The organism is Streptomyces gottesmaniae (assembly GCF_031845845.1).
Classification (GTDB): Bacteria; Actinomycetota; Actinomycetes; order Streptomycetales; family Streptomycetaceae; genus Streptomyces; species Streptomyces akebiae.
Genome location: NZ_JAVRFJ010000045.1, coordinates 55,621 through 76,717 on the forward strand (window position 1 = coordinate 55,621; position 21,097 = coordinate 76,717).

General features: G+C 69.9%; 20 protein-coding genes. 18 read left to right on the forward strand and 2 right to left on the reverse strand.

What is annotated here, in order from left to right; translation table 11 throughout:
* Positions 1-98 precede the first annotated feature (98 nt).
* The 12 genes from RM704_RS37245 (at position 99) to RM704_RS37300 (ending at position 12,831) form a co-directional block, all read left to right on the forward strand.
* Entirely contained in the window at positions 99-644 is a 546-nt protein-coding gene (locus tag RM704_RS37245) for a LemA family protein (RefSeq protein ID WP_033532597.1), read from the forward strand.
* A gap of 275 nt (positions 645-919) precedes the next feature.
* Positions 920-1,837, forward strand: a complete 918-nt coding sequence (gene pdxS, locus RM704_RS37250; RefSeq protein ID WP_033532596.1) for a pyridoxal 5'-phosphate synthase lyase subunit PdxS — start codon at positions 920-922, stop codon at positions 1,835-1,837.
* A 6-nt stretch (positions 1,838-1,843) separates the two neighbouring features.
* Positions 1,844-2,452, forward strand: a complete 609-nt coding sequence (gene pdxT / locus RM704_RS37255) for a pyridoxal 5'-phosphate synthase glutaminase subunit PdxT (RefSeq protein ID WP_033532595.1) — start codon at positions 1,844-1,846, stop codon at positions 2,450-2,452.
* Between the two features lie 48 nt (positions 2,453-2,500).
* Entirely contained in the window at positions 2,501-3,253 is a 753-nt protein-coding gene (locus RM704_RS37260; protein WP_033532594.1) for a YebC/PmpR family DNA-binding transcriptional regulator, read from the forward strand.
* 141 nt (positions 3,254-3,394) lie between these two features.
* Positions 3,395-3,925 carry a crossover junction endodeoxyribonuclease RuvC gene (gene ruvC, locus RM704_RS37265; RefSeq protein WP_033532593.1) on the forward strand — a complete coding sequence of 177 codons (531 nt, stop codon included), beginning with the start codon at positions 3,395-3,397 and terminating at the stop codon, positions 3,923-3,925.
* Positions 3,922-4,527 carry a Holliday junction branch migration protein RuvA gene (gene ruvA / locus RM704_RS37270; protein ID WP_033532592.1) on the forward strand — a complete coding sequence of 202 codons (606 nt, stop codon included), beginning with the start codon at positions 3,922-3,924 and terminating at the stop codon, positions 4,525-4,527. Before ruvC ends, ruvA begins: the two co-directional genes overlap by 4 nt.
* A gap of 85 nt (positions 4,528-4,612) precedes the next feature.
* Complete coding sequence (ruvB, locus tag RM704_RS37275; RefSeq protein WP_033532591.1) at positions 4,613-5,683, forward strand: Holliday junction branch migration DNA helicase RuvB; 1,071 nt, start codon at positions 4,613-4,615, stop codon at positions 5,681-5,683.
* 174 nt (positions 5,684-5,857) lie between these two features.
* On the forward strand, positions 5,858-6,367 hold the full coding sequence (gene yajC, locus RM704_RS37280; RefSeq protein ID WP_033532590.1) for a preprotein translocase subunit YajC: 510 nt from the start codon (positions 5,858-5,860) through the stop codon (positions 6,365-6,367).
* A 132-nt stretch (positions 6,368-6,499) separates the two neighbouring features.
* Positions 6,500-8,290 (forward strand): protein translocase subunit SecD, encoded by a 1,791-nt coding sequence (gene secD / locus RM704_RS37285; protein ID WP_033532589.1) that lies wholly within the window; start codon positions 6,500-6,502, stop codon positions 8,288-8,290.
* A gap of 1 nt (position 8,291) precedes the next feature.
* Entirely contained in the window at positions 8,292-9,389 is a 1,098-nt protein-coding gene (gene secF, locus RM704_RS37290) for a protein translocase subunit SecF (protein WP_033532588.1), read from the forward strand.
* Entirely contained in the window at positions 9,386-9,925 is a 540-nt protein-coding gene (locus RM704_RS37295; RefSeq protein WP_033532587.1) for an adenine phosphoribosyltransferase, read from the forward strand. Before secF ends, RM704_RS37295 begins: the two co-directional genes overlap by 4 nt.
* Before the next feature lie 344 nt (positions 9,926-10,269).
* Positions 10,270-12,831 (forward strand): RelA/SpoT family protein, encoded by a 2,562-nt coding sequence (locus RM704_RS37300; protein WP_311592321.1) that lies wholly within the window; start codon positions 10,270-10,272, stop codon positions 12,829-12,831.
* A 70-nt stretch (positions 12,832-12,901) separates the two neighbouring features.
* Here the strand turns inward: RM704_RS37300 and RM704_RS37305 are convergent, their stop codons facing one another.
* Together RM704_RS37305 and RM704_RS37310 are read right to left on the reverse strand one after the other, a co-directional pair.
* Positions 12,902-14,131, reverse strand: a complete 1,230-nt coding sequence (locus tag RM704_RS37305) for a DUF349 domain-containing protein (RefSeq protein WP_033532586.1) — start codon at positions 14,129-14,131, stop codon at positions 12,902-12,904.
* A 136-nt stretch (positions 14,132-14,267) separates the two neighbouring features.
* Positions 14,268-15,104: a peptidylprolyl isomerase gene (locus RM704_RS37310; RefSeq protein ID WP_033532585.1), complete on the reverse strand. Its 837-nt coding sequence runs from the start codon at positions 15,102-15,104 to the stop codon at positions 14,268-14,270.
* Between the two features lie 167 nt (positions 15,105-15,271).
* Here RM704_RS37310 and RM704_RS37315 point away from each other — a divergent pair, with 167 nt between their 5' ends.
* The 6 genes from RM704_RS37315 to RM704_RS37340 all read left to right on the forward strand — a co-directional run bounded on the left by RM704_RS37315 (position 15,272) and on the right by RM704_RS37340 (position 21,090).
* A complete protein-coding gene (locus RM704_RS37315; RefSeq protein ID WP_033532584.1) occupies positions 15,272-15,988 on the forward strand; it encodes an MBL fold metallo-hydrolase in 717 nt (238 codons plus the stop codon).
* A 13-nt stretch (positions 15,989-16,001) separates the two neighbouring features.
* Complete coding sequence (hisS, locus tag RM704_RS37320; protein WP_033532583.1) at positions 16,002-17,264, forward strand: histidine--tRNA ligase; 1,263 nt, start codon at positions 16,002-16,004, stop codon at positions 17,262-17,264.
* A gap of 147 nt (positions 17,265-17,411) precedes the next feature.
* Positions 17,412-18,050, forward strand: a complete 639-nt coding sequence (locus tag RM704_RS37325; protein ID WP_033532582.1) for a vitamin K epoxide reductase family protein — start codon at positions 17,412-17,414, stop codon at positions 18,048-18,050.
* Between the two features lie 62 nt (positions 18,051-18,112).
* The gene (locus RM704_RS37330) at positions 18,113-19,468 is read left to right on the forward strand and encodes a replication-associated recombination protein A (RefSeq protein ID WP_033532581.1); all 1,356 of its coding nucleotides are present in this window, start codon (positions 18,113-18,115) and stop codon (positions 19,466-19,468) included.
* Positions 19,469-19,772: 304 nt separating this feature from the next.
* Positions 19,773-20,387 carry a 30S ribosomal protein S4 gene (gene rpsD / locus RM704_RS37335; RefSeq protein WP_033532580.1) on the forward strand — a complete coding sequence of 205 codons (615 nt, stop codon included), beginning with the start codon at positions 19,773-19,775 and terminating at the stop codon, positions 20,385-20,387.
* Positions 20,388-20,643: 256 nt separating this feature from the next.
* Positions 20,644-21,090 carry a DUF948 domain-containing protein gene (locus RM704_RS37340; protein WP_033532579.1) on the forward strand — a complete coding sequence of 149 codons (447 nt, stop codon included), beginning with the start codon at positions 20,644-20,646 and terminating at the stop codon, positions 21,088-21,090.
* The last annotated feature ends 7 nt before the right edge of the window (positions 21,091-21,097 follow it).

The following is a 21,097-nucleotide window of genomic DNA, read 5'->3' on the forward strand; positions in this document are numbered from 1 at the left end:
CGGCGGGTGCGGGGGCCGGACGCGCGCTTCCCCCGCCCCGCGCGGAGCGCTGAACTCGGCCGTGGCGGTGGTGGGCACCGGTAGTAGCCTTGCCGCCCGTGACTTCCACACTCATCTGGATCGCGGTCGTCCTGTTCGCGATCGGCCTGTACCTGAGCTGGACCGCGGGACGCCTCGACCGGCTGCACGCGCGCATCGACGCCGCCCGTGCCGCGCTCGACGCGCAGCTGCTGCGCCGCGCGTCGGTCGCCCAGGAACTGGCCACGTCCGGGGTGCTGGACCCGGCTGCCTCGATCGTCCTCTACGAGGCGGCGCACGCGGCCCGGCAGGCCGAGGAGGAGCAGCGCGAGGTCGCCGAGAGCGAGCTGAGCCAGGCACTACGGGCCGTGTTCGCGGACGCGCAGCAGGTGGAGGTGGTGCGCGAGGCGCCGGGGGGTGAGGACGCGGCGAACGAACTGGCCCAGGCGGTTCGTCGGGTGCCGATGGCGCGACGCTTCCACAACGACGCGGTGCGGGCGGCGCGCGCGCTGCGTCGGCATCGCACGGTTCGATGGTTCCGGCTCGCCGGGCACGCGCCGTTCCCGATGGCCTTCGAGATGGACGACGAGCCGCCGGCTGCCTTGGCCGACCGGGCCACGGCCTGACTTCTGGGCGCCTTATGGCTCGGGGGTGCCGCTTCGGTCGGCAGGTGCGGGCCCGGTGGGGCTTCTCGCGCAGTTCCCCGCGCCCTGAAGCCCAGGCCCTGCCTTGCAGGGGCGCGGGGAACTGCGCGACCAGCCCCCACGCACCCGCACCCGCCGACGAAACCGGCACCCCACAAAACGATCCACCGCCTCCCCATTGGCCCTTGCCGTGGCCTGCTCCCCTCGCGTTTCCTCGGTGATTGCAGAAACCCCCTTCCCCGAGCGAGGTCAAACCCGTGTCCAGCACGCTCTCCAACTCCGCCGCCCAGACCCCCGAGACCGGCACCGCCCGCGTGAAGCGCGGCATGGCCGAGCAGCTCAAGGGTGGCGTGATCATGGACGTCGTCACCCCGGAGCAGGCCAAGATCGCCGAGGACGCGGGCGCGGTCGCCGTCATGGCCCTGGAGCGGGTCCCCGCCGACATCCGCAAGGACGGCGGCGTGGCCCGGATGTCCGACCCCGACATGATCGAGGGCATCATCGAGGCCGTCTCCATCCCGGTCATGGCCAAGTCCCGCATCGGCCACTTCGTCGAGGCCCAGGTCCTGCAGTCCCTCGGCGTCGACTACATCGACGAGTCCGAGGTCCTCACCCCGGCCGACGAGGTCAACCACTCCGACAAGTGGGCCTTCACCACCCCCTTCGTCTGCGGCGCCACCAACCTCGGCGAGGCCCTGCGCCGCATCGCCGAGGGCGCGGCGATGATCCGCTCCAAGGGCGAGGCCGGCACCGGAAACGTCGTCGAGGCCGTCCGCCACCTGCGCCAGATCAAGAACGAGATCGCCAAGCTGCGCGGCTTCGACAACAACGAGCTGTACGCCGCCGCCAAGGAGCTGCGCGCCCCGTACGAGCTGGTCAAGGAGGTCTCCGAGCTGGGCAAGCTCCCGGTGGTGCTGTTCTCCGCCGGTGGTGTGGCCACCCCGGCCGACGCCGCGCTGATGCGCCAGCTCGGGGCCGAGGGCGTCTTCGTGGGCTCCGGCATCTTCAAGTCCGGCGACCCGGCCAAGCGCGCCGCCGCCATCGTGAAGGCGACCACCTTCTACGACGACCCGAAGATCATCGCGGACGCCTCCCGCAACCTGGGCGAAGCCATGGTCGGCATCAACTGCGACACCCTCCCCGAGGCCGAGCGCTACGCGAACCGGGGCTGGTAAGCACCCATGAGCGACACCCCCGTCATAGGCGTCCTGGCACTCCAGGGCGACGTACGGGAGCACCTCGTCGCCCTGGCCGCGGCCGACGCCGTGGCCAGGCCGGTGCGGCGCCCCGAGGAACTCGCCGAGGTGGACGGCCTCGTCATCCCCGGCGGCGAGTCCACCACCATCTCCAAGCTCGCCGTCCTCTTCGGCGTGATGGAGCCCCTCCGCGCGCGCGTGCGCGACGGCATGCCCGTGTACGGCACCTGCGCCGGCCTGATCATGCTCGCCGACAAGATCCTCGACCCGCGCTCGGGCCAGGAGACCATCGGCGGCATCGACATGATCGTGCGCCGCAACGCCTTCGGGCGCCAGAACGAGTCCTTCGAAGCGACGGTCGACGTGGTGGGCGTCGAGGGCGATCCCGTGGAGGGCGTCTTCATCCGCGCCCCCTGGGTGGAGTCCGTGGGCGCGGAGACGGAGGTGCTGGCCGAGCACGACGGCCACATCGTCGCCGTACGCCAGGGCAACGCCCTCGCCACGTCCTTCCACCCGGAACTGACCGGCGACCACCGGCTGCACGCCCTCTTTGTCGACATGGTGCGCGCGAACCGGGCGGCGGAGTCCTTGTAGGATCTCTGGGGTTCGTACGGAGTTGGGTAACGCGAAGGAGACAGGCAGATGTCCGGCCACTCTAAATGGGCTACGACGAAGCACAAGAAGGCCGTGATCGACGCCAAGCGCGGCAAGCTCTTCGCGAAGCTGATCAAGAACATCGAGGTCGCCGCGCGGATGGGCGGCGTCGACCTCGAAGGCAACCCCACGCTCTACGACGCCGTGCAGAAGGCGAAGAAGCAGTCGGTTCCCAACAAGAACATCGACTCCGCGATCAAGCGTGGCGGCGGCCTGGAGGCCGGCGGCGCCGACTACGAGACGATCATGTACGAGGGCTACGGTCCCAACGGTGTCGCGGTGCTCATCGAGTGCCTCACCGACAACCGCAACCGCGCCGCCTCGGACGTCCGTGTCGCCATGACCCGCAACGGTGGCTCGATGGCCGACCCGGGCTCCGTCTCGTACCTCTTCAACCGCAAGGGTGTCGTGATCGTCCCCAAGGGCGAGCTGTCCGAGGACGACGTCCTGGAGGTCGTGCTCGACGCCGGCGCCGAGGAGGTCAATGACCTGGGCGAGTCCTTCGAGGTGCTCAGCGAGGCCACCGACCTGGTCGCGGTCCGCTCCTCCCTCCAGGAGGCCGGCATCGACTACGACTCCGCCGAGGCCAACTTCGTCCCGACCATGCAGGTCGAGCTGGACGAGGAGGGCGCCAAGAAGATCTTCAAGCTGATCGACGCCCTGGAGGACAGCGACGACGTCCAGAACGTCTTCGCCAACTTCGACGTCAGCGACGACGTGATGGCCAAGGTCGACGCGTAGCGCCGCCGGGAGCCGAGCGGGCTTCCCGGCCGACGGGCTTCAACGGGCCGACGGGACGACCCCGTCGGCCCGTCGCGTTGTCGGCCGTTGTCAGCGGCACCCGATAGCCTGCGGAAATCAGGAGATCGATGGGAGGGGCGCGTGCGCGTACTGGGGGTGGACCCGGGACTGACCCGTTGTGGTGTCGGGGTCGTGGAGGGCGTCGCCGGACGACCCCTCACCATGCTCGGCGTCGGTGTCGTCCGTACGCCCGCGGACGCGGAGTTGGGGCACCGCCTCGTCGCGATCGAGCAGGGCATCGAGCGGTGGCTCGACGAACACCGTCCCGAAGTCGTCGCCGTGGAACGGGTGTTCAGCCAGCACAACGTCCGGACGGTCATGGGCACCGCCCAGGCCAGCGCCGTGGCCATGCTGTGCGCCGCACGCCGCGGCATTCCCGTCGCCCTGCACACGCCCAGCGAGGTCAAGGCCGCCGTCACCGGCAGCGGCCGCGCCGACAAGGCCCAGGTCGGCGCCATGGTCACCCGTCTCCTCCGGCTCGACGCACCACCGAAACCGGCGGACGCCGCCGACGCCCTCGCCCTCGCCATCTGCCACATCTGGCGGGCCCCCGCCCAGAACCGCCTCCAGCAGGCCGTGGCCCTGCACGCATCGAAAGGCCGTACGTCATGATCGCCTTCGTCAGCGGCCCGGTCGCCGCCCTCGCCCCGGACTCCGCGGTGGTCGAGGTGGGCGGGATCGGCATCGCGGTCCAGTGCACGCCCAACACGTTGTCCGGACTCCGCATGGGGCAGCCGGCCAAGCTCGCCACCTCCCTGGTGGTCCGCGAGGACTCGCTCACGCTGTACGGCTTCGTCGACGACGACGAGCGCCAGGTCTTCGAACTGCTGCAGACCGCGAGCGGCGTGGGCCCGCGCCTGGCGCAGGCGATGCTCGCCGTGCACGCCCCGGACGCCCTGCGCCGAGCGGTGGCCACCGGTGACGAGAAGGCGCTGATCGCCGTCCCCGGCATCGGCAAGAAGGGTGCCCAGAAGCTGTTGTTGGAGCTGAAGGACCGCCTGGGCGAGCCGGTGGGCGCCCCCGCGATCGGCGCCCCGGTCACCCAGGGCTGGCGCGACCAGTTGCACGCCGCCCTGATCGGCCTCGGGTACGCCACCCGCGAGGCCGACGAAGCCGTGTCGGCCGTGACCCCCCAGGCCGAGGCCACCGAAGGCACGCCCCAGGTGGGCCAGTTGCTGAAGGCGGCCCTCCAGACCCTCAACAGAGCCCGCTGACCGCTCTGTCGAGGATCGTGCGCCACCCGCACGCCCCCCGGCCACCCCTCCGCTCCATCCGACCGCGAACCGCGAGGCACACGCAATGAACTGGGACGACACGACCGACGACACCGCCCCCGAGCGCCTGGTGGGCTCCGTCGCCGACCGTGAGGACCAGGCCGTCGAGGCCGCCCTGCGCCCCAAGGACCTCGACGAGTTCATCGGCCAGGAGAAGGTCCGCGAGCAGCTCGACCTGGTCCTGCGCGCGGCACGCGCGCGCGGGGCCACCGCCGACCATGTCCTGCTCTCCGGTGCCCCGGGCCTCGGCAAGACCACGCTCTCGATGATCATCGCGGCCGAGATGGGCGCCCCCATCCGGATCACCTCCGGCCCCGCCATCCAGCACGCCGGCGACCTCGCCGCGATCCTCTCCTCCCTCCAGGAGGGCGAGGTCCTCTTCCTCGACGAGATCCACCGCATGTCCCGGCCCGCCGAAGAAATGCTGTACATGGCGATGGAGGACTTCCGCGTCGACGTGATCGTCGGCAAGGGCCCCGGCGCCACCGCGATCCCCCTCGAACTGCCGCCCTTCACCCTGGTCGGCGCCACCACGCGCGCGGGACTGCTGCCCCCGCCGCTGCGCGACCGCTTCGGCTTCACCGCGCACATGGAGTTCTACGAGCCCGCCGAACTGGAGCGCGTCATCCACCGCTCGGCGAACCTGCTCGACGTCGAGATCGACACGGACGGCGCCGCCGAGATCGCGGGCCGCTCCCGCGGCACCCCCCGTATCGCCAACCGCCTGCTGCGCCGGGTACGGGACTACGCGCAGGTCAAGGCGGACGGCTTCATCACGCGCGACATCGCCGGGGCCGCCCTCGCCGTGTACGAGGTGGACGCCCGCGGCCTCGACCGCCTCGACCGGGGCGTCCTCGAAGCCCTGCTCAAGCTCTTCGGCGGCGGACCCGTCGGCCTGTCCACCCTCGCCGTCGCCGTGGGGGAGGAGCGCGAGACCGTCGAGGAGGTCGCCGAACCCTTCCTCGTCCGCGAGGGACTGCTCGCCCGGACCCCCCGCGGCCGGGTCGCGACTCCCGCCGCCTGGGCCCACCTCGGACTCACCCCGCCACGCGGTACGACCGGCGGAAACGGACAACAGAACCTGTTCGGGGCGTGACCGTCTCGTGACGGCGCGGTACTCGCCCGGCATGGAACCCCGGTGACATGCTGTGCGTTGTTCCATCACGGTGGACTCGCTTAGACTCCGCCGATGCCGCCCTTGTCGGCAGCACACATACCCCCAACCATCAGGCCGCTCGCCATCGCGGTCGTGTGAAGGAAGTTCCGACCCGTGAGTCTCGTGACCCTCCTCCCGTTCATCGTGCTCATCGGGGCCATGATCCTGATGACCCGATCGGCCAAGAAGAAGCAGCAGCAGGCCGTCGACATGCGGAACCAGATGCAGCCCGGTTCCGGCGTCCGCACGATCGGGGGCATGTACGCGACCGTCAAGGAGGTCAGCGAGGACACCGTCCTCCTCGACGCCGGGCCGGGCGTCGAGCTGCTGTTCGCCAAGAACTCCATCGGTGCCGTCCTCAGCGACGAGGAGTACAACCGCATCGTCCACGGCATCGAGCACGACCTGAAGTCCGACGTCGTCCCGGACGACGCCTCCTCCCTCACCGAGACCGACGAGCCCTCCGACGACGCTTCCGCCGCTTCCGACGACAAGCCCATCGACCTCGGCAAGAAGGACGCGTCCGACGACGCGGCCGACGAGACCGCCGTGGCGAAGGCCGACGAGGCCAAGGCCGACGAAGCAGAGCCGAAGAAGACCGACGGCGAGTCCGACGCGAAGTAGTCACGTCCCGGGAGTGCGAGCGAGAACCGCCCGCGCCCCGGGCACGTGCCGTTTTCGCCGGATTCCCGACACAAGTCATGGCCGTCCCCGCGCTGACCCCGCGCACGACGGCCCGAGAGGGAGTACGAGAAGGTGGCAGCACCGAAGAAGGGCCGGAGCGCGAGCGCCCAGAGCAAGCCTGGGCGCGCGCTGGCCCTCATCCTGATCGCCCTTGTGGCGCTCACCGGGGGAATGTTCGCCTCCGGACACACCACTCCGCGTCTCGGTATCGACCTCGCCGGTGGTACGAGCATCACACTGACGGCGATCAACGAGCCCGGCCAGCCCAACGCGATCAACAAGACCAACATGGACACCGCGGTCGAGATCATGAACCGCCGTGTCAACGGTCTGGGCGTGTCCGAGGCGGAGGTCCAGACCCAGGGCAATGAGAACATCATTGTCAACATCCCCAAGGGCACGGATTCCGAAGAGGCCCGGGACCAGGTCGGCACCACCGCGAAGCTGTACTTCCGCCCCGTCCTCCAGAGCCAGGTCGGCTCCGGTGCGACGGAGAACCCCACCGCCTCGCCGAGCACCAGCCCCAGCGGCAGCGGCTCGCCGAGCCCGTCGAGCTCCGACGGCAAGGACGAGGCCACCGAGCCCGGGGCCGGTGACTCCGCCGGCCCGTCGTCCACCCCTTCGTCCTCCGCCACGTCGCAGGGCCGTGCGCTCACCGACGCGCTGAAGGCCGACCCCACGCCGTCGGGCAGCGGCTCGGCGTCCGCCAAGGCCTCCGACGACGCCTCCCCGTCCGCGAGCCCGAGCGCCGACGCGGCGACCCAGGCCCTCCAGGCCAAGTTCGCCGCCCTCGACTGCAACGACCCGAAGCAGCGCGCCGAGGCCGGCAAGGGCAAGACCACCGACGTCGTCGTGGCCTGCGGCCAGGACAACGGCAGCTGGAGCAAGTTCGTCCTCGGCCCGGTCGGGGTCGACGGCACCGAGGTCGAGAAGGCCCAGGCGCTGCTCGACACGCAGAGCGGCACCGGCTGGCAGGTCGTCATGGACTTCGACTCCAAGGGCGCCGACAAGTTCGCCGACATCACCGGCCAGCTGGCGACGCAGACCTCCCCGCAGAACGAGTTCGCGATCGTCCTCGACGACGAGGTCGTCTCCCACCCCTACGTGCAGGCGGCGGTCACCGGCGGCAAGGCCGAGATCTCCGGCAGCTTCACGCAGGAGGAGGCCCAGAACCTCGCCAACATGCTGTCCTACGGCGCGCTCCCGCTGACCTTCAAGGAGTCCAGCGTCACCACCGTCAGCCCCGCGCTCGGCGGTGAGCAGCTGCAAGCCGGTCTGATCGCCGGTGCGATCGGTCTGGCCCTGGTCGTGATCTACCTGGTCGTCTACTACCGCGGCCTGTCGCTCATCGCCATCGCCTCGCTGCTGGTCTCGGCGGTCCTGACCTACGTGATCATGGCGCTGCTCGGCCCGACCATCAACTTCGCGCTGAACCTCCCGGCGGTCTGCGGTGCGATCGTCGCGATCGGTATCACCGCGGACTCGTTCATCGTGTACTTCGAACGCGTCCGGGACGAGATCCGCGAGGGCCGCACGCTGCGTCCCGCCGTCGAGCGGGCCTGGCCCCGTGCCCGGCGCACCATCCTGGTCTCCGACTTCGTCTCGTTCCTCTCCGCCGCGGTGCTCTTCATCGTGACCGTCGGCAAGGTCCAGGGCTTCGCGTTCACGCTGGGTCTGACGACCGTGCTCGACGTCGTGGTCGTCTTCTTCTTCACGAAGCCGCTCCTGACCCTGCTGGCCCGCACCAAGTTCTTCGGCAACGGCCACAGCTGGTCCGGTCTCGACCCGAAGCGACTGGGTGCCCGGCCGCCGCTGCGCCGCACCCGCCGTCCCGTCGTCCCCGCCGACCCGAAGGAGGCCTGAGATGTCGAAGCTCGGTGACCTCGGAGCCCGACTCCACCGCGGCGAGGTCGGTTACGACTTCGTCGGCAATCGCAAGATCTGGTACGGCGTCTCGATCCTGATCACCATCACGGCCATCGTCGGCCTGGCGGTGCGCGGTCTGAGCATGGGCATCGAGTTCCAGGGCGGTGCCGTCTTCACCACCGGGAAGACGAGCGTCTCGGTCAGCCAGGCGGAGACCTACGCGGAGGAGGCCTCCGGCCACGACGCGATCGTCCAGGAGCTCGGCAACGACTCACTGCGCATCCAGATCTCCGGTGTGGACACGGCCAAGTCCGACGAGATCAAGCAGGAACTCGCCAAGGACCTGAAGGTCGACGCCGACTCGATCAACGCGGACCTGGTCGGCCCCAGTTGGGGTGACCAGATCGCCAACAAGGCCTGGCAGGGCCTGGCCATCTTCCTGGTGCTCGTGGTGATCTATCTGGCGATCGCCTTCGAGTGGCGCATGGCCATCGCCGCGTTCGTCGCCCTGATCCACGACATCACCATCACGATCGGCATCTACGCCCTCGTCGGCTTCGAGGTGACGCCGGGCACGGTGATCGGTCTGCTGACCATCCTCGGTTACTCGCTCTACGACACGGTCGTCGTCTTCGACAGCCTCAAGGAGCAGACGAAGGACATCACCAAGCAGAACCGCTGGACGTACGCCGAGATCGCCAACCGCTCGATCAACAGCACCCTGGTGCGGTCGATCAACACCACGGTGGTGGCGCTGCTCCCGGTCGCCGGCCTCCTCTTCATCGGTGGCGGTGTCCTCGGCGCGGGCATGCTCAACGACATCTCGCTGTCGCTGTTCGTCGGCCTCGCGGCCGGTGCCTACTCCTCGATCTTCATCGCCACGCCGCTCGTCGCCGACCTCAAGGAGCGCGAGCCGCAGCTGAAGGCCCTCAAGAAGCGCGTCCTCGCCAAGCGGGCCCAGGCCGAGCACGACTCGGAGACGGCGGGCGACGGTCCGTACGACGACGACGAGCCGGCGGACGCCACCCCCGCGGTGGTCGGCCCGCGTGCCCAGTCCGGGAGCCGCAGCCGGGGCCGGGGCGGGAAGCGGCGATGACCGACATCAAGGAGCTGCTGCTCAGCCGTATCCGTGATGTCGCGGACTACCCGGAGCCGGGGGTGATGTTCAAGGACATCACCCCGCTGCTGGCCGACCCGGCGGCGTTCACCGCGCTGACCGACGCGCTGGCCGAGCTGACGGTCCGGCACGGCGCCACGAAGATCGTCGGTCTGGAGGCCCGGGGCTTCATCCTGGGCGCCCCGGCCGCCGTCCGCGCGGGCGTCGGCTTCATCCCCGTACGCAAGGCGGGCAAGCTCCCCGGAGCCACGCTCGGCCAGGCCTACGACCTGGAGTACGGCTCCGCCGAGATCGAGGTGCACGCCGAGGACCTGAGCGCGGGCGACCGCGTCATGGTCATCGACGACGTCCTCGCCACCGGTGGCACCGCCGAGGCTTCGCTCCAGCTGATCCGCCGCGCGGGCGCCCAGGTCGCCGGCGTCGCGGTCCTGATGGAGCTGTCGTTCCTCCCGGGCCGCCGGCGCCTGGAGACCGCGTTGGCGGGGGCCCCGCTGGAGGCCCTGATCACCGTCTGACGCACGGCGCACCACCACACGGCGGGCGCCCCGGGATTCTTTCCGGGGCGCCCGCCGCCGTCGTGCGCCCCTACAGCCGCCCCGTCGGCCGCGCACCACCGGCCCCCGCCCCGAAGGGGGAGCCGCCTGAGCAGCCCGTACGACCCGCGCCGTACCGACCCACCACGCTCCCAGGCCTCGCCGCACACCCCTGCGGCGGCCCCGAGGAATCCGTCGCGCGCCCCCTGTGTTTCCTGGGTAGACCGCCCTCACTGTGGCCTGAAGGCGATCCTGGGGCGCGGGATCGCTACCATGGGTGCTCCGGAGCCTGACCGGGGGACCCGGATCGCGCACGAGGAGCCCTCTTGGCAGACGAGGCCCAGCACCTGACAGCCGCCAAGCCCGAGCCCGCCTCGGGCCCCGCGGCCAAGCCCGCGCAGAACGCGACGAAGGCGAACCCCGAGAACACCGCCGCGTCCGCACAGGGCTCCGTCGAGCACGCCCAGTCCGCGCCCGCCGACAAGACCGACGGCCCGTCGCGCCCCAAGCCCGCCCCGCCCGAGCGCCCCGCGCCCGCGCCCGCTCCGGCGCCCCCGGCCCGCCCCGCGAGCACGGGGCAGCCCGCCCGCTCCGGCTCCTCCAACCGCGTACGGGCCCGTCTCGCCCGCCTCGGCGTGCAGCGCTCCAACCCGTACAACCCGGTCCTGGAGCCGCTGCTGCGGATCGTGCGCGGCAACGACCCGAAGATCGAGACGTCGACGCTCCGCCAGATCGAGAAGGCCTACCAGGTCGCCGAGCGCTGGCACCGGGGCCAGAAGCGCAAGAGCGGCGACCCGTACATCACGCACCCGCTCGCCGTCACCACCATCCTCGCCGAGCTGGGTATGGATCCGGCCACCTTGATGGCCGGTCTGCTGCACGACACGGTCGAGGACACCGAGTACGGCCTGGACCAGCTCCGCCGCGACTTCGGTGACTCCGTCGCCCTCCTCGTCGACGGCGTCACCAAGCTCGACAAGGTCAAGTTCGGCGAGGCCGCCCAGGCCGAGACCGTGCGCAAGATGGTCGTCGCCATGGCCAAGGACCCCCGCGTCCTGGTCATCAAGCTCGCCGACCGCCTGCACAACATGCGCACCATGCGCTACCTCAAGCGCGAGAAGCAGGAGAAGAAGGCGCGCGAGACCCTGGAGATCTACGCGCCGCTCGCCCATCGCCTGGGCATGAACACCATCAAGTGGGAGCTGGAGGACCTCGCCTTCGCGATCCTCTACCCCAAGATGTACGACGAGATCGTCCGCCTCGTCGCCGAGCGGGCCCCCAAGCGCGACGAGTACCTCGCCATAGTGACCGACGAGGTCCAGCAGGACCTGCGCGCCGCCCGCATCAAGGCCACCGTCACCGGCCGCCCGAAGCACTACTACAGCGTCTACCAGAAGATGATCGTCCGCGGTCGCGACTTCGCGGAGATCTACGACCTGGTCGGCATCCGCGTCCTGGTGGACACCGTCCGCGACTGCTACGCGGCCCTGGGCACCGTCCACGCCCGCTGGAACCCGGTTCCGGGGCGGTTCAAGGACTACATCGCGATGCCCAAGTTCAACATGTACCAGTCGCTGCACACGACCGTCATCGGCCCCAACGGCAAGCCCGTCGAACTCCAGATCCGTACGTTCGACATGCACCGCCGCGCCGAGTACGGCATCGCCGCGCACTGGAAGTACAAGCAGGAGGCCGTCGCCGGTGCCTCCAAGGTGCGCTCGGACCAGCCGCGGACCACCGGCAAGGACGACCACCTCAACGACATGGCCTGGCTGCGCCAGCTCCTCGACTGGCAGAAGGAGACCGAGGACCCCGGAGAGTTCCTGGAGTCCCTGCGCTTCGACCTCTCCCGCAACGAGGTCTTCGTCTTCACCCCCAAGGGCGACGTCATCGCGCTGCCGGCCAGCGCGACCCCCGTCGACTTCGCGTACGCGGTCCACACCGAGGTCGGCCACCGCACCATAGGCGCCCGGGTGAACGGCCGCCTGGTCCCGCTCGAATCCACCCTCGACAACGGCGACCTCGTGGAGGTCTTCACCTCCAAGGCGGCCGGCGCGGGCCCCTCCCGCGACTGGCTCGGCTTCGTGAAGTCGCCGCGCGCCCGCAACAAGATCCGCGCCTGGTTCTCCAAGGAGCGCCGCGACGAGGCCATCGAGCAGGGCAAGGACGCCATCGTCCGCGCGATGCGCAAGCAGAACCTGCCGATCCAGCGCATCCTCACGGGCGACTCGCTCGTCACCCTGGCGCACGAGATGCGCTACCCGGACATCTCCGCCCTCTACGCGGCCATAGGCGAAGGCCATGTCTCCGCGCAGAGCGTGGTCCAGAAGCTCGTCCAGGCCCTCGGCGGCGAGGAGGCCGCCACCGAGGAGATCGACGAGTCCGTACCGCCCACCCGCGGCCGGAGCCGCAAGCGGCGCGGCAGCAACGACCCCGGTGTCGTGGTCAAGGGCGTCGATGACGTGTGGGTCAAGCTCGCCCGCTGCTGCACGCCCGTCCCCGGCGACCCCATCATCGGCTTCGTCACCCGGGGCAGTGGCGTATCGGTTCACCGCAGCGACTGCGTCAACGTCGAGTCGCTCTCCCGTGAACCCGAGCGCATCCTCGACGTCGAGTGGGCGCCGACGCAGTCCTCGGTCTTCCTCGTCGCCATACAGGTGGAGGCCCTGGACCGCAGCCGTCTGCTGTCGGACGTCACCCGCGTCCTGTCCGACCAGCACGTCAACATCCTGTCGGCGGCCGTCCAGACCTCCCGCGACCGCGTCGCCACCTCCCGCTTCACCTTCGAGATGGGCGACCCCAAGCACCTGGGCCACGTCCTGAAGGCCGTACGGGGAGTGGAGGGCGTCTACGACGTGTACCGCGTGACGTCGGCGCGGAGGCCGTAGGCACCACGCACGAAGAGGGGCGCCCGTACGGTTCGTACGAGCGCCCCTCTTCGTGCGTGCACGGCCGGCGTCAGCCGCCGAACTCCTGAAGGCCCTTCAGCGCCTGGTCCAGCAGCGCCTGGCGACCGTCGAGCTCACGCTGGAGCTTGTCGGCCTTGGCGTTGTTGCCCTGGGCACGGGCGGCCTCGATCTGGGTCTTCAGCTTGTCGACGGCGGCCTGGAGCTGACCCGTGAGGCCGGCCGCACGAGCACGGGCCTCCGGGTTGGTGCGGCGCCACTCCGCTTCCTCGGCCTCCTGGATGGCGCGCTCGACCGCGTGCATCCGGCCCTCGACCTTCGGACGGGCGTCACGCGGCACGTGGCCGATGGCCTCCCACCGCTCGTTGACCGAGCGGAACGCGGCACGGGCCGCCTTCAGGTCCGTCACCGGCAGGATCTTCTCCGCCTCCCCGGCCAGCTCCTCCTTGAGCTTGAGGTTCTCCGACTGCTCCGCGTCCCGCTCGGCGAACACCGAGCTGCGGGCGGCGAAGAAGACGTCCTGGGCGCCGCGGAAGCGGTTCCACAGATCGTCCTCGTGCTCGCGCTGGGCGCGGCCGGCGGCCTTCCAGTCGGCCATCAGCTCGCGGTAGCGCGCGGCCGTCGGACCCCAGTCCGTCGAGTTCGACAGCGCCTCGGCCTCCGCGACCAGCTTCTCCTTGGTCTTGCGGGCGTCCTCGCGCTGCGCGTCGAGCTGCGCGAAGTGGGCCTTGCGACGCTTGGAGAACGCCGAGCGGGCGTGCGAGAAACGGTGCCAGAGCTCGTCGTCGGACTTCCGGTCCAGCCGCGGCAGACCCTTCCAGGTGTCCACCAGCGCCCGCAGCCGTTCACCGGCGGACCGCCACTGGTCGGACTGGGCCAGCTCCTCCGCCTCGGCGACCAGGGCCTCCTTGGCGTGCCGCGCCTCGTCCGACTGCTTGGCCCGCTGCTGCTTGCGCTCCTCGCGCCGTGCCTCGACGGTCTCGACGAGCTTGTCCAGGCGCACCTTCAGCGCTTCCAGGTCACCGACCGCGTGGTGCGCGTCCACCTGCTCACGAATGTGGTCGATCGCGGCCTGGGCGTCCTTCGCGGACAGGTCGGTGGTCTTGACGCGCTTCTCGAGGAGGCCGATCTCGACAACCAGGCCCTCGTACTTGCGCTCGAAGTAGGCCAGCGCCTCCTCAGGGGAGCCGGCCTGCCAGGAACCGACGACCTGCTCGCCGTCGGCCGTACGCACGTACACGGTCCCCGTCTCGTCGACGCGGCCCCACGGGTCGCTGCTCACAGCGCCTCCTCCACATGATGCCTGCGGGGAACCTGAAGCTCCCCCGGGCATCGTCCACAGTTTCGTCACGGCCAACATAGGCGACCGGCGGGTTGCCTGTCCGCATCCCGCGCGACCGAAATTTCGCTGTTGGCGGTCAGGACTTCTTGACAGTCGCCTTGTTGATCACCACGGTCGCATTGGGCGTCCCATCACCCATCCCCGTGTTCTCGCCGGCGTCGGCGATCTTCTTCAGAACCTTCATCCCGGCCTCGGAGACCGTGCCGAACGGCGTGTAGTTGGCCGGCAGCGGGCTGTCCTGGAAGACGAGGAAGAACTGGCTGCCGCCGCTGTTCTTGCCCTCGCCCGTCTGCGCGTTGAACTGGTTCGCCATCGCGACCGTGCCCGCCGGGTACGTGTCGCCCTTCAGGCGCGAGTCCTTCAGGTTCTCGTCCGGGATCGTGTAGCCGGGACCGCCCATGCCGGTGCCCTTCGGGTCACCGCACTGCAGGACGTAGATGCCCTGCGTGGTCAGCCGGTGGCACTTCGTGTGGTCCAGGTAGCCCTTGTTGACCAGGAAGTTGAACGAGTTGACGGTGTGCGGGGCCTTCGCCGCGTCCATCGTTATGGGGATGGCACCACAGGTCGTCCGCAGATCCATCGTGTACTTCGCGGTCTTGTCGATGGTGATCGCGGGTTCCTTCTTGAAGGTGAGTTCCTTCACCTTGCCCTCGGCCGCCTTCTCGCACGGGTCCGGCGCCTTGCTGGGCGAGGCGCTCGGGCTCACCTCCGCGCTCGCGTTGTCCTTCTTGTCGTCGCCCTTGAGGACGTCGGTCGTGTAGAGCGCCACACTGCCCACCAGGATCACACCGAGCACCGAAGCGATCACAGCGTTGCGGACTCGTGCCTTGCGCCGCGCGGACGTGCGCCGCTGCTGCTGCCGCAAGAACTTCTCCCGGGCGAGCTGACGCCGCCGCTGATCCTGGCTGACCACGGGGTTCTCTCCTCATGCGTCTCGTACGTCGACGGGTGCGTCGCGCGTCCGTTGAGTGGACTGAATGCGTGTGACCCGTACCGTATATGGGTTCGCTGAGGAAACGGCAGCGCCGGTAGGCTCTGATCCACAGCAACCCACCCTCGTACGACACAAGAAGGACGATCGTGCTCATTGCCGGGTTCCCCGCCGGGGCCTGGGGGACCAACTGTTACCTGGTCGCCCCCGCCGCCGGTGAGGAGTGCGTGATCATCGACCCGGGCCACCAGGCCACCCAGGGAGTCGAGGAGACGCTGAAGAAGCATCGGCTCAAGCCCGTCGCCGTCGTCCTCACCCACGGCCACATCGACCACGTGGCCTCGGTCGTCCCCGTGTGCGGCGCGCACGACGTACCGGCGTGGATCCACCCCGAGGACCGCTACATGATGAGCGACCCGGAGAAGGCGCTCGGCCGGACCATCGGCATGCCGCTCATGGGCGAGCTGACCGTGGGGGAGCCGGGCGACGTCAAGGAGCTCACCGACGGCGCGAAGCTGGAGCTGGCCGGTCTGGAGCTGTCCGTCGCGCACGCGCCCGGCCATACCAAGGGGTCGGTGACCTTCCGGATGCCCGAGAACACGGAGATCCCCTCCGTGTTCTTCTCCGGGGATCTGCTCTTCGCCGGCTCCATCGGACGCACCGACCTGCCCGGCGGTGACATGGCCGAGATGCTCGACTCGCTGGCCCGCGTGTGCCTGCCGCTCGACGACTCGACCGTGGTGCTGTCCGGCCACGGCCCCCAGACGACCATCGGCCAGGAGCGCGCCACCAACCCGTATCTGCGGCAGGTGGCCGCCGGCGGCCAGGGAGCGGGTCCGACGACCCCTCCCCGACGAGGAATGTGACGAGAGACCTTCCGTGAGCACCTTTCAGGCCCCCAAGGGCACGTACGACCTGCTGCCCCCGGACAGTGCCAGGTACCTGGCCGTCCGCGAGGCCATCGCCGCGCCGCTGCGCAACTCCGGCTACGGCTACATCGAGACCCCCGGCTTCGAGAGCGTCGAACTGTTCGCGCGCGGTGTGGGTGAGTCCACCGACATCGTGACCAAGGAGATGTACGCCTTCGAGACCAAGGGCGGCGACAGGCTCGCCCTGCGTCCCGAGGGCACCGCGTCCGTCCTGCGCGCCGCGCTGGAGGCCAACCTCCACAAGGTGGGCAACCTCCCGGTCAAGCTCTGGTACTCCGGCTCGTACTACCGCTACGAGCGCCCCCAGAAGGGCCGTTACCGCCACTTCTCCCAGGTGGGCGCCGAGGCCATCGGTGCCGAGGACCCGGCCCTGGACGCCGAGTTGATCATCCTGGCCGACCAGGCGTACCGCTCGCTGGGCCTGCGGAACTTCCGCATCCTGCTCAACAGCCTCGGAGACAAGGAGTGCCGTCCCGTCTACCGGGCCGCCCTGCAGGACTTCCTGCGCGGCCTCGACCTGGACGAGGACACGCTCCGCCGCGCGGAGATCAACCCGCTGCGGGTCCTCGACGACAAGCGCGAGTCGGTCCAGAAGCAGCTCGGGGACGCCCCGCTGCTGCGCGACCACCTCTGCGACGCCTGCAAGGCGTACCACGAGGAGGTGCGCGAGCTGATCACGGGAGCGGGCGTCGCCTTCGAGGACGACCTCAAGCTGGTGCGCGGCCTGGACTACTACACGCGTACGACCTTCGAGTTCGTCCACGACGGTCTGGGTTCGCAGTCCGCGGTGGGCGGCGGTGGCCGCTACGACGGTCTCTCCGAGATGATCGGCGGCCCCGCGCTGCCCTCGGTCGGCTGGGCGCTCGGCGTCGACCGCACGGTCCTCGCCCTGGAGGCGGAGGGCATCGAGCTCGAACTGCCCGCAGCCACCAGCGTGTTCGCCGTCCCGCTCGGCGACGAGGCCCGCCGGCTGCTGTTCACCAAGGTCACCGAACTGCGCAAGGTGGGCATCGCGGCCGACTTCGCCTACGGCGGCAAGGGCCTGAAGGGCGCGATGAAGAACGCCAACCGCAGCGGCGCGCGCTACACGGTCGTCGCCGGCGAACGCGACCTCGCCGAGGGCGTCGTCCAGCTCAAGGACATGGAGTCCGGGGAACAGGTCGCCGTCGGCGTGAACGAGATCGTGGCCGAGCTGGAGGCCCGGCTGGGCTGAGTTCGAACCGTTGTCGCCCTCGTCGCCCTTTACGGGTGGCGGGGGCGACTTTTACGTCCAGCGAACGGTGCGCGCGCGAGGGTGTACGGCACAATGACCGTGCCCCAGCGGCCCCTTCGACGCTATGGAATCGACGGAATCGACGTGATGAGCAAGACGACAGTCAGGGACGTCTCGACCACCGGCCCGGACCCCACCGAGGCCCCGCGCACGGTGGGCGGGAGCCGGGCCTTCGCGATCCTGCTGCTGATCACCGGCGCGGCCGGGCTGCTCGCCTCCTGGGTCATCACGCTCGACAAGTTCAAGCTGCTCGAAGACCCCAACTTCACGCCGGGGTGCAGCCTCAACCCGGTGGTCTCCTGCGGCAACATCATGAAGAGCGACCAGGCCTCCGTCTTCGGGTTCCCCAACCCGATGCTCGGCCTCGTCGCCTACGGCATCGTCATCTGCGTCGGCGTGAGCCTGCTCGCCCGTACCACCTACCCGCGCTGGTACTGGCTGACCTTCAACGCGGGCACCGCCTTCGGCGTCGGCTTCGTGACCTGGCTGCAGTACCAGTCGCTGTACAACATCAACTCGCTCTGCCTGTGGTGCTGCCTCGCCTGGGTCGCCACGATCGTGATGTTCTGGTACGTGACGTCCTCCAACATCCGCAACGGCTTCCTGCCCGCCCCCGGCTGGCTGAAGGGCTTCTTCGGCGAGTTCACCTGGGTGCTGCCCGTGATGCACATCGGCATCATCGGCATGCTGATCCTGACCCGCTGGTGGGACTTCTGGACCAGCTGACCGTCCTCGGGCCCGACCGCGGCCCCGGCCGGAGTGTCAGTGGCGTGACATAGGGTTTTCGTGTGGAGCCCGATCTGTTCACCGCCGCAGCCGAAGAACGCCAGGAGAAGGACCCGGCCGCCAGCCCCCTGGCCGTACGGATGCGTCCGCGCACCCTGGACGAGGTCGTGGGCCAGCAGCATCTGCTGAAGCCCGGTTCACCCCTGCGCAGACTGGTCGGCGAGTCCGGCGGCGGCCCGGCCGGTCCCTCCTCGGTGATCCTCTGGGGCCCGCCCGGCACCGGTAAGACGACCCTGGCGTACGTCGTCTCCAAGGCCACCAACAAGCGCTTCGTGGAGCTCTCCGCGATCACCGCCGGGGTCAAGGAGGTCCGCGCGGTCATCGACGGCGCCCGCCGGGCCACCGGCGGCTTCGGCAAGGAGACCGTCCTCTTCCTCGACGAGATCCACCGCTTCAGCAAGGCCCAGCAGGACTCCCTCCTCCCGGCCGTCGAGAACCGCTGGGTCACGCTGATCGCGGCGACCACGGAGAACCCGTACTTCTCGGTGATCTCCCCGCTGCTGTCCCGCTCCCTGCTCCTCACCCTCGAACCGCTCACCGACGACGACCTCCGCGGCCTGCTGAAGCGCGCGCTGACCGACGAGCGCGGCCTCAAGGGCTCGGTCACCCTCCCCGGGGACACCGAGGCGCACCTCCTGCGGATCGCCGGCGGCGACGCCCGCCGCGCCCTGACCGCCCTGGAGGCCGCGGCAGGGGCCGCCCTCGACAAGGGGGAGGGCGAGATCGGTCTCCAGACCCTGGAGGAGACCGTCGACCGCGCCGCCGTGAAGTACGACCGCGACGGCGACCAGCACTACGACGTGGCCAGCGCCCTGATCAAGTCCATCCGCGGTTCGGACGTGGACGCCGCGCTGCACTACCTGGCGCGGATGATCGAGGCCGGTGAGGACCCCCGGTTCATCGCCCGCCGCCTGATGATCTCCGCCAGCGAGGACATCGGCCTGGCCGATCCGAACGCCCTGCCCATCGCGGTCGCCGCCGCCCAGGCCGTCGCCATGATCGGCTTCCCCGAGGCGGCGCTCACCCTCAGCCACGCCACCATCGCCCTCGCCCTGGCCCCGAAGTCGAACGCCGCGACGACGGCCATCGGCGCCGCCATGGAGGACGTGCGCAAGGGACTGGCCGGCCCCGTGCCGGCGCACCTGCGGGACGGGCACTACAAGGGCGCGGCCAAGCTCGGGCACGCCCAGGGATACGTCTATCCGCACGACCTGCCCGAGGGCATCGCCGCCCAGCAGTACGCGCCGGACGCAATCAAGGAGCGGGAGTACTACACCCCCACCCGGCACGGCGCCGAGGCCCGGTACGCCGACGCGGTGGAGTGGACCAGGAAGAACCTCGGTCGGAAGCAGCCCTGAACCCCCTGTAGACTCCTCCACAGTGCTGCGTCCCGTGTCCGGCTCCGGTCGGCGCCTCAGGCGGGACATCCAGCCGGATCTTCATGATCCAGGAGCGTCGCGCACCGTCGTAGGTGTCGCGGGCAGCCCACCACCACTCGGAATCCCGGGACAGGTCGGTGGGCCGTTCGTGTGCTGCACGTATGTGCCCAGACCAGGGGAGCGGCTACCCGACATGTCCCTCGCGGACCTGACGGGATTCCCCGGCTGCGGATGCGACCTCCCGTAACCCTGAGGCAGCCGAATTGAAGGAAAAGGAAAAGAAGTGGCGAACCAGTCCCGCCCCAAGGTCAAGAAGTCGCGTGCCCTCGGCATCGCGCTGACCCCGAAGGCCGTCAAGTACTTCGAGGCCCGCCCCTACCCGCCGGGTGAGCACGGCCGCGGCCGCAAGCAGAACTCGGACTACAAGGTCCGTCTGCTCGAGAAGCAGCGTCTGCGCGCGCAGTACGACGTGTCCGAGCGTCAGCTCGTCCGCGCCTACGAGCGTGCCTCCAAGGTCCAGGGCAAGACCGGTGAGGCCCTGATCATCGAGCTCGAGCGCCGTCTCGACGCGCTGGTCCTGCGTTCGGGCATCGCCCGCACGATCTACCAGGCCCGCCAGATGGTCGTCCACGGCCACATCGAGGTCAACGGCCACAAGGTCGACAAGCCGTCCTTCCGCGTCAAGCCGGACGACGTCGTCATGGTCCGTGAGCGCAGCCGTCAGAAGCCGCTGTTCGAGGTCGCCCGCGAGGGTGGCTTCGCCGCCGACGGTGAGACCCCGCGCTACCTCCAGGTGAACCTCAAGGCCCTGGCCTTCCGCCTGGACCGCGACCCGAACCGCAAGGAGATCCCGGTCATCTGCGACGAGCAGCTCGTCGTCGAGTACTACGCCCGTTGATCCTCTTTCGACGGACGTAGTACATACGGACCGAGCGACAGCCCGTCGTCCCCTCGCCCTTCCCGGCGGGCGGGACGGCGGGCTCTCGCCTTGCTACGGCGAGTTGGCACGGCGAGTTGCCGCGGCGAGATCGCGGCAGGCCGGCGGCGGTCACCGCGCTGCGTATTAATGCGGTTCTGAGCGATCGCCGCGGCGCGATAGGCTCGGGACACGACTTTTCGACGTTCAGGCATGTTCCAGGGAGCGGGTGCAGACAGTGTCCGGTGGAGAGGTGGCCGGGATCCTGGTGGCCGTCTTCTGGGCGATCCTGGTCTCCTTCCTCGCCGTCGCGCTGGCGAGGCTGGCCCAGACGCTCAAGGCGACCACCAAGCTCGTCGCGGACGTGACCGAACAGGCCGTCCCCCTCCTCGCCGACGCGTCCACCGCCGTCCGCTCCGCGCAGACCCAGATCGAGCGTGTCGACGCCATCGCGGCCGACGTCCAGGAGGTCACGTCGAACGCCTCGGCGCTCTCCACGACCGTCGCGTCCACCTTCGGCGGCCCCCTCGTGAAGGTCGCCGCCTTCGGCTACGGCGTACGCCGGGCCATGGGCGGCCGCCGGGAGGGCGAGCCCGCCAAGGAACAGCGTCGTACCGTGATCGTGGGACGCACCGTTCCGGGCACGCGACGGAGCAGGCGTGACACCCGTGGAAAGAAGGACTGACCGAGCG